Raw genomic sequence first — 6,607 nt, 5'->3', positions numbered from 1 at the left:
CAGGAGCACCGCGTGGCGATTGAAGACTGCATTGCCCGCTGCATCAAGGCCGTGCCTGAACTGCTCAAGGGCGAGATGGAAAAAGCCACGATGATGATCCACACCAGCACGCCACCGCGGCCGAAACCGCCGCGCAAAGTGGATATTGAAGATTAAGAGTCTACCGTTCCGGGTCTGCCGCGCGCAAGTTTGACGCTATGATTTTTATAGCTGCTCGCGCAGGATCCTGTTGGACTGCACCGCTATTTGTGCGCTAAATCGGCGCTTCCAAGGCCATGTCAGGCCACAAACCCTCCAACCAGGTCAATTAGCGAGCCGTGACCACCGGAATAATGGTTTGCAGCCGCTGGTATTTTTCAAACAGGGTTTCCCGCGTTTCAATGTGCTGCGGGTTGATGGGAATGCAGGCGACGGGGCAGACCTGCACGCACTGGGGCTCGTCGAAATGGCCCACGCATTCGGTGCATTTGTGCGGATCGATCTCGTAGATCTCCTTGCCCAGGTAAATCGCCTGGTTGGGGCATTCGGGTTCGCACACGTCGCAGTTGATGCACTCATCAGTGATCATCAGGGCCATGTCAGTTCCCCTTACCTGCTTTGGCCGCCTGGTGCGCCGCCGCCAGGGCAGTTGCCACGGCCGGGCTCACCATCTGGCCGACATCGCCGCCCAGCTTGCTGATCTCGCGCACCAGCGTGCTGCTGATGCATTGCAGCGGTGCGTCGGGCAGCAGAAACACGGTTTCCACCTCGGGGCGCAGTTTGCGGTTCATGGCCGCCATTTGCGCTTCGTAGTCAAAGTCGGTGATATTGCGGATTCCGCGCACCACGGCTGAAGCCTTTTGCGCTGCGCAAAAATCCATGATCAGGCCGTCAAACGGCAGCACCTTGACGCCGGCGATACCTTGAGTGGCGGCCTGCACCTGCGCCACGCGCTCGTTCAGCGTGAACAGGGTTTTCTTGTGATGGGCCGTCGCCACCGCGATGACGACCTGGTCAAAGAGCCCGGCAGCGCGGCGCACCACGTCGTCATGGCCCAGCGTAAACGGGTCAAACGTGCCGGAATAAACAGCGGTGCGGGAGGTGGCCATAGGAGGAATTATGCCCGCCCCACCCTTTTACCCGCCAATTGCCGCCCTGTAACCACGAGACAGGCAAGGCCTGGCCGGCGATTCAGCCCGCTGGCGTACCCAGAGCAGCCAGCAGGTGGAAATGCACGGCGCCGGCCTTGCCACTGCGGTGCACCTGCAAACCCAGCGGCAGCAGTTCCTCATCCGTCCAGGGTTTGGGCGCCTCCAGATAAACCACGCCGGTCGGGCCGATGGCCTGCGCTGCGGCCTTGAGCGTGGATTCGTACAGGGTGGACTCAAAAGGCGGATCAAGCAGCACCAGTTGCAGGCTGCCCGGCGCAACGCGTTTCAAGGCGCTCAGCCCGTCGCCACGCTCGATGCGGCACATGTCGGCCTTGAGCCTGGCCTGCACCGTCTTGAGCTGTTGCGCCAGCGCCGGATCCTGCTCGCACAGCAGCACGTCGGCCGCGCCGCGCGACGCGGCCTCAAAGCCCAGCGCGCCGGTGCCGGCAAACACGTCGATACAGCGCCAGCCCGTCAGGTCCTGGCCCAGCCAGTTGAAAAGGGTTTCACGCACGCGATCGGGCGTGGGACGCAGGCCCGGCTTGCTGGGCACCGGCAATTTGGTGCGTTTGTACAAGCCGCCGATGATGCGGATCTCACCCGGCGGCACGGTTTTGCGGCCCACAACCTTGCCGCTTTTGGCGCGCGGGTTCTTGGGGGTGGCGGGAGTTTGGGTAGGAACGGGCGTGTACTTCATGGTGCGGCGCCAAGGATAACAGTGACCATTTTTTCGGGCTGCAGCTTGCGTGCAAAAGCCGCCTTGACATCGGCCACCGTGACCTTGTCGACCTGCTGCGTCCAGGTATCGAGGTAGTTCAGGGGCAGATCGTTCCAGGCAATGCTCGACACGTTGTCAAGGAGCTTGCGGTTGCTGTCAATGCGCAAGGCAAAGCCGCCGACCAGGTTGTCTTTCGCCGCCTTCAGTTCGGCCTCCAGCGGGCCGTTGGCCACAAAGTCAGCCACCACTTTGCGCACCAGGTCCACGGCTTGCGCAGCCTGGTCGGGCCGGGTCTGCATGCTGATGGTGAAGGCGCCCGCGTGCAGGGCGGGGGAGAAATAACTCGATACGCCATACGTCAAGCCGCGCTTTTCACGCACTTCGCTCGTCAGGCGCGACACAAAACCGCCGCCGCCCAGGATGTAATTGCCCACCGTCAGGGCAAAGTAGTCCGGGTCCGAGCGCTTGTAGCCCGGCTGGCCAATCAGCACCTGCGTCTGCGCCGAGGCAAACGGAATGCGTTTTTCAACCGGCGCAGCCAGCGGCTCGACCTCGGCAACGGCCGGCAACGGCGGCAGGCTGGCGCAAGCCACCTGCGGCAGACGTGACAGCAATTTGGCGGCGATGGCATCAGCCTGCGCGCGCGTCACCGCGCCCACCATGCTGATGCGCGCGCGGCAAGCCGTCACGCCGGCGGCATGCGCGGCGCGCATGTCGCTCACGCTGATGCGCGCCAAGCTTTCTTCCGTGACTTCGTACCCGTAGGGATGTGTGCCGTACACAGCTGGCGTGTAGGCGCGGCCGGCAACACTGGCCGGGCGGGTATAGGACTCGCGGATCGAGGCCTGCAGGCGTGCGCGTTCGCGTTGCCACACAACTTCGGGAAAAGCCGGCTCGGCGATCTCACGCGCGGCCAGCGCAGCCGCCTTGTCCAGCAGCGCCGGGTCGGTCAGGGTGCGCAGTGAAAAGCTCAGGCGGTCGGACGTGGTGCCGGCGCCGAACTGCGCGCCCAGGTCCGCCCAGGCTTCGCTGAGGGCGTTTTCGTCAAGCGCCGGCTCGGGAACGCACAGCCCTCCACAAATAACTTCAGGCCCCAAGCCATTGCTGGCACGCACCCCTTTTTCCAGCAGGCCGGCCATCATGCTGGCCAGGCCTGCCTTATCGGCAGGGTCACGCCGGTTGCCGGCGTCCAGATCGATCTGCACGTCCAGCATCGCAATCGCCGGGCTTTCGACCAGGTAAACCTTGGCGCCATTGGGTTGCGTCCAGTGCTGGATCGGCAGTCCGGCCAGCGCCAGCGAGTGAAAAAACAAGCTAAAAAGACCTGCAACCCATACACACCTTGCGCGAGCCGCTATTGTTTTTATAGCAATCATCATGTTGTCAGCAATTCTGGATGAGTAGGGCAGTTCAACGCTGCAGGTCACCGGCGGGCGCAGTGCCCTGGCGCGGCTTGCGGTTCGGGTCCAGCGGCTGCGGCAACAGCGTTGCCATCGTCATCTGGTCGTCACCAAAATATTTCGCGGCCACGGCCTGCACCTCGGCGCCCGTGATGCTACGCAGGGCGGCAATGATGCGTTCGCTGGCATCCAGCGGCAGGCCTTGCACCCAGTGCGAGCCGAGCTCGCGCGCCTGGTTGAAGACCGAGTCGAGCTTGTAGGTCTCGCTGGCCACCCACTGCGTCTTGACGCGGTTCAGCTCGGCCTCGCTCACGCCCTCGCGTGCCACCTTGGCCACCTGCTCGCGCAGCGCGTCAGCCACCTGCTGGGCGGTTTTACCGGCAGCGGGCACGCCGTCGAGCGAAAAAACCTGCGGCCCCCGGCCCATCAGGCCATTGGACGCACCGGCGCTGTCGGCCACACGGGACTGCTGCACCAGCGCGCGGTCGAGCCGGGCGCCGGTGTAGCCGTCCAGCACGGCGGCCAGCACCGTCAGCGCCAGCGCGTCGCGGCTGGCGCCGGCGGCCGGCGCGGCCAGGTCTGCCGGCTCCAGCTTGGGCACCTTGAAAACCATGCTGACATAGGCCTGGCTGGCCGGCGCCTTGAAGTCCATACGGCGCACGCCGGCCTGCAGGKGTTCAGCGCGTGGCTTGCGCACCGGGACGGCGCGCGCGGGGATGCCGCCGTAGTATTTTTCGGTCAGCTTTTTGACCTGCGCGACATCCACATCACCGGCAATGACCACGGCGGCATTGGCAGGCACATACCAGCGGCGGTAAAAATCGCGCGCATCGTCGGGCGTCATGGCCGCAATGTCGCTCATCCAGCCGACCACCGGGCGCCGGTAAGGCGAGGCGGTAAATGTCATGGCAGTCATCTGCTCATACAGCATGGCGCGCGGCGAATCTTCGGTGCGCAGGCGCCGCTCTTCCTTGACGACCTCGATCTCGCGCTTGAACTCGTCGTCTGCCCACTGGTTACCCGTGAAGCGGTCGGCCTCCAGGCGCATGACGTCCTCCAGCTTGCCGGCCGGAATTTGCTGGTGGTAGGCCGTGTTGTCGCGGGCGGTAAACGCGTTGTCGCGTCCGCCCAGGGCGGCTATGCGTTTTGAAAACTCACCCGGCTTGACCTTCGCCGTTCCCTTGAACATCATGTGCTCCAGCACATGGGCCACGCCCGACGTGCCGTCAACCTCGTCCATGGAGCCCACGCGCACCCACAGCATGTGGGCCACGGTGGGCGCGCGGTGGTCGGGCTTGACGATGACCGTGAGGCCGTTGGCCAGCGTGAACTGCTCCACCGGGGCCGGCACGGGCGTCTGCGCAAGGGCGGCCGTGCCCAGGCACAGTGCCAGCACCAGCGCGGGCAGGTGCCGCACGGCCGACGGGCGAAGTATGGAAGATAGGGGTACTGGGGGTGTCAAAAGGGCTGGCCTGGGGTGTTTCATAGAATAGCTGTGTGGCGCTGTACGTTGCCCCGCAACGGTGCAACAGCCCACTAGGACTCCGCAAGCATACCCAATGTTCAGTTTTTTCAAGAAAAAATCCCCCCCTCCTGYCGCACCGGCGTCTTCTGCGCCCGATGCAGCCGTCCCGGCCGGACCGGCCCCTGAACCGGCGACACCCGTACCCTCGCCGGCCTCTGCGGGCAGTGGCCTGATCGGCAGCGCGCTGGTCACCCCGATCACCATTCCGGTTCCCGGCGCCGTAGCCCCGGAGCGGGAGCGCTGGCTCAGCAAGCTGCAAGCCGGGCTGCGCAAGACCGGCTCCAGCATCTCGACCGTGTTCACCGGCAGCCGCATCGACGATGCGCTCTATGAAGACTTGGAAACCGCACTGCTGATGGCGGACGCCGGCAGCAAGGCCACCGAACACCTGTTGGCCGATGTCAAGCGACGCGTCAAGGAAGGCGGCATGACGCACCCGGTGGCCGTCAAGAACGCACTGGTGGACTCGATCGCGCAGCTGCTCAAGCCGCTGGAGCAACCCCTTGTGATCGGTCAATACCAGCCCACCGTGATCATGGTGACCGGCGTCAACGGCGCCGGCAAGACCACGTCCATCGGCAAGCTCACGCGCCATTTGGCCACCGAGGGCGCATCGGTGCTGTTGGCAGCGGCCGACACCTTTCGCGCCGCGGCGCGCGAGCAGCTCAGCGTCTGGGCCGACCGCAACACCGTCGAGATCGTCAGCCAGGAAGGCGGCGATCCGGCCGCCGTGAGTTTTGACGCCGTGAGCGCAGGCAAAGCGCGCGGCAAGGACGTGGTACTGGTCGACACGGCCGGCCGCCTGCCGACGCAGTTGCACCTGATGGAAGAGCTACGCAAGATCAAACGCGTGGTGCAGAAAGCGGATGCCACCGCGCCACATGAAGTTTTGTTGGTCATCGACGGCAACACCGGGCAAAACGCCCTCGCCCAGGTCAAGGCCTTCGATGACACGCTGCAGCTGACCGGTCTCATCGTGACCAAGCTGGACGGCACAGCCAAGGGCGGCGTTCTGGCTGCGATTGCGCTGTGGGCCCGTGAACGTGCCCTGGCCTCACCCGCGCTGCGCCCGGTGTCGGTGTATTTCATCGGCGTGGGCGAGCAGCTGGAAGACCTGGAAACCTTTAATGCGCGTGAGTTCGCGCAGGCATTGCTGGGCTGAACCAGCAGATTCGCCGCTTGCCGCTCAGGGCACCCCGAGCTTCAGCAGCAGCACCGAGATCACCACAAAGGCCACGATAAAAACGGTCTCAGCCAGCAGCAGGGCCACAGGCTTCCAGCCCAGCTTGAGCAAGTCTTCAAAACTGGTCTTCACACCCGCAGCGGCAATGGCCGTTACCAGCATCCAGCGCGATGTATCACTGGCCAGCTGAACCACGGGTGCTGCGATCAGCCCTGCACTGGCCAGCATGACCAGCACGACAAAAGCAATCAGGAAGCCCGGCACCAGCGGCACCTCTGTTTCCGGCACCTTGACGGCCGGATGGTTGCGGTACAGCACCGCAATGAACAGCACGATGGGCATCAGCATCATGACGCGAAACAGCTTGACCACGGTGGCCGTGTCACCCGCCTGCGGGCCGAGCATCATGCCGGCCGCCACCACCTGCGCGACATCGTGAATCGAGCCTCCCAGCACAATACCGGCCTGCCCCGGCAAGAGCCCGATGGCCTGCAGGCTGAAAGGGTAGACCACCATCGCCAGCGTTGACAGCACCGTGACACCGACAACAGCCAGAAGTGTGAAGCGTTCGTTTTCTTTCGTCTGGGGCAGCACGGAAGACACGGCCAGCGCCGCCGACGCACCGCAGATGGCCACCGCGCTGCCCGACAG

Annotated in this window: 7 protein-coding genes and 1 pseudogene; 2 read left to right on the top strand and 6 right to left on the bottom strand. The window is 64.5% G+C overall.

Annotated features, from left to right (window positions below):
- Nucleotides 1–156, top strand: a pseudogene (locus tag AC1DWI_RS10520) (aminoacyl-tRNA hydrolase); the annotation flags it as partial.
- A gap of 151 nt (nucleotides 157–307) precedes the next feature.
- Here the strand turns inward: AC1DWI_RS10520 and AC1DWI_RS10515 are convergent.
- From AC1DWI_RS10515 to AC1DWI_RS10495, 5 genes are all read right to left on the bottom strand, one after another.
- Nucleotides 308–577 carry a YfhL family 4Fe-4S dicluster ferredoxin gene (locus AC1DWI_RS10515; RefSeq protein ID WP_457282197.1) on the bottom strand — a complete coding sequence of 90 codons (270 nt, stop codon included), beginning with the start codon at nucleotides 575–577 and terminating at the stop codon, nucleotides 308–310.
- A 1-nt stretch (nucleotide 578) separates the two neighbouring features.
- The gene (gene coaD / locus AC1DWI_RS10510; protein ID WP_477668285.1) at nucleotides 579–1,088 is read right to left on the bottom strand and encodes a pantetheine-phosphate adenylyltransferase; all 510 of its coding nucleotides are present in this window, start codon (nucleotides 1,086–1,088) and stop codon (nucleotides 579–581) included.
- An 82-nt stretch (nucleotides 1,089–1,170) separates the two neighbouring features.
- A complete protein-coding gene (gene rsmD / locus AC1DWI_RS10505; RefSeq protein ID WP_477668286.1) occupies nucleotides 1,171–1,827 on the bottom strand; it encodes a 16S rRNA (guanine(966)-N(2))-methyltransferase RsmD in 657 nt (218 codons plus the stop codon).
- Entirely contained in the window at nucleotides 1,824–3,227 is a 1,404-nt protein-coding gene (locus AC1DWI_RS10500; RefSeq protein ID WP_477668287.1) for a M16 family metallopeptidase, read from the bottom strand. The genes rsmD and AC1DWI_RS10500 overlap by 4 nt, the downstream gene beginning before the upstream one ends.
- Nucleotides 3,228–3,258: 31 nt before the next feature.
- A complete protein-coding gene (locus AC1DWI_RS10495) occupies nucleotides 3,259–4,734 on the bottom strand; it encodes a M16 family metallopeptidase (protein ID WP_477724802.1) in 1,476 nt (491 codons plus the stop codon).
- Between the two features lie 73 nt (nucleotides 4,735–4,807).
- Here AC1DWI_RS10495 and ftsY point away from each other — a divergent pair, with 73 nt between their 5' ends.
- Nucleotides 4,808–5,935, top strand: coding sequence for a signal recognition particle-docking protein FtsY (ftsY, locus tag AC1DWI_RS10490; protein ID WP_477724801.1), 1,128 nt, complete (start codon nucleotides 4,808–4,810; stop codon nucleotides 5,933–5,935).
- A 24-nt stretch (nucleotides 5,936–5,959) separates the two neighbouring features.
- On the opposite strand, the gene AC1DWI_RS10485 is transcribed toward ftsY, so the two are convergent.
- The coding region (locus AC1DWI_RS10485; protein ID WP_477724800.1) for a YeiH family protein at nucleotides 5,960–6,607 on the bottom strand (648 nt) is incomplete at its 5' end.

The organism is Polaromonas sp. P3_C2 (genome assembly GCF_056402675.1).
Note: the sequence above shows the minus strand (reverse complement) of the source record. Positions and strands in the feature narration are given on the sequence as shown.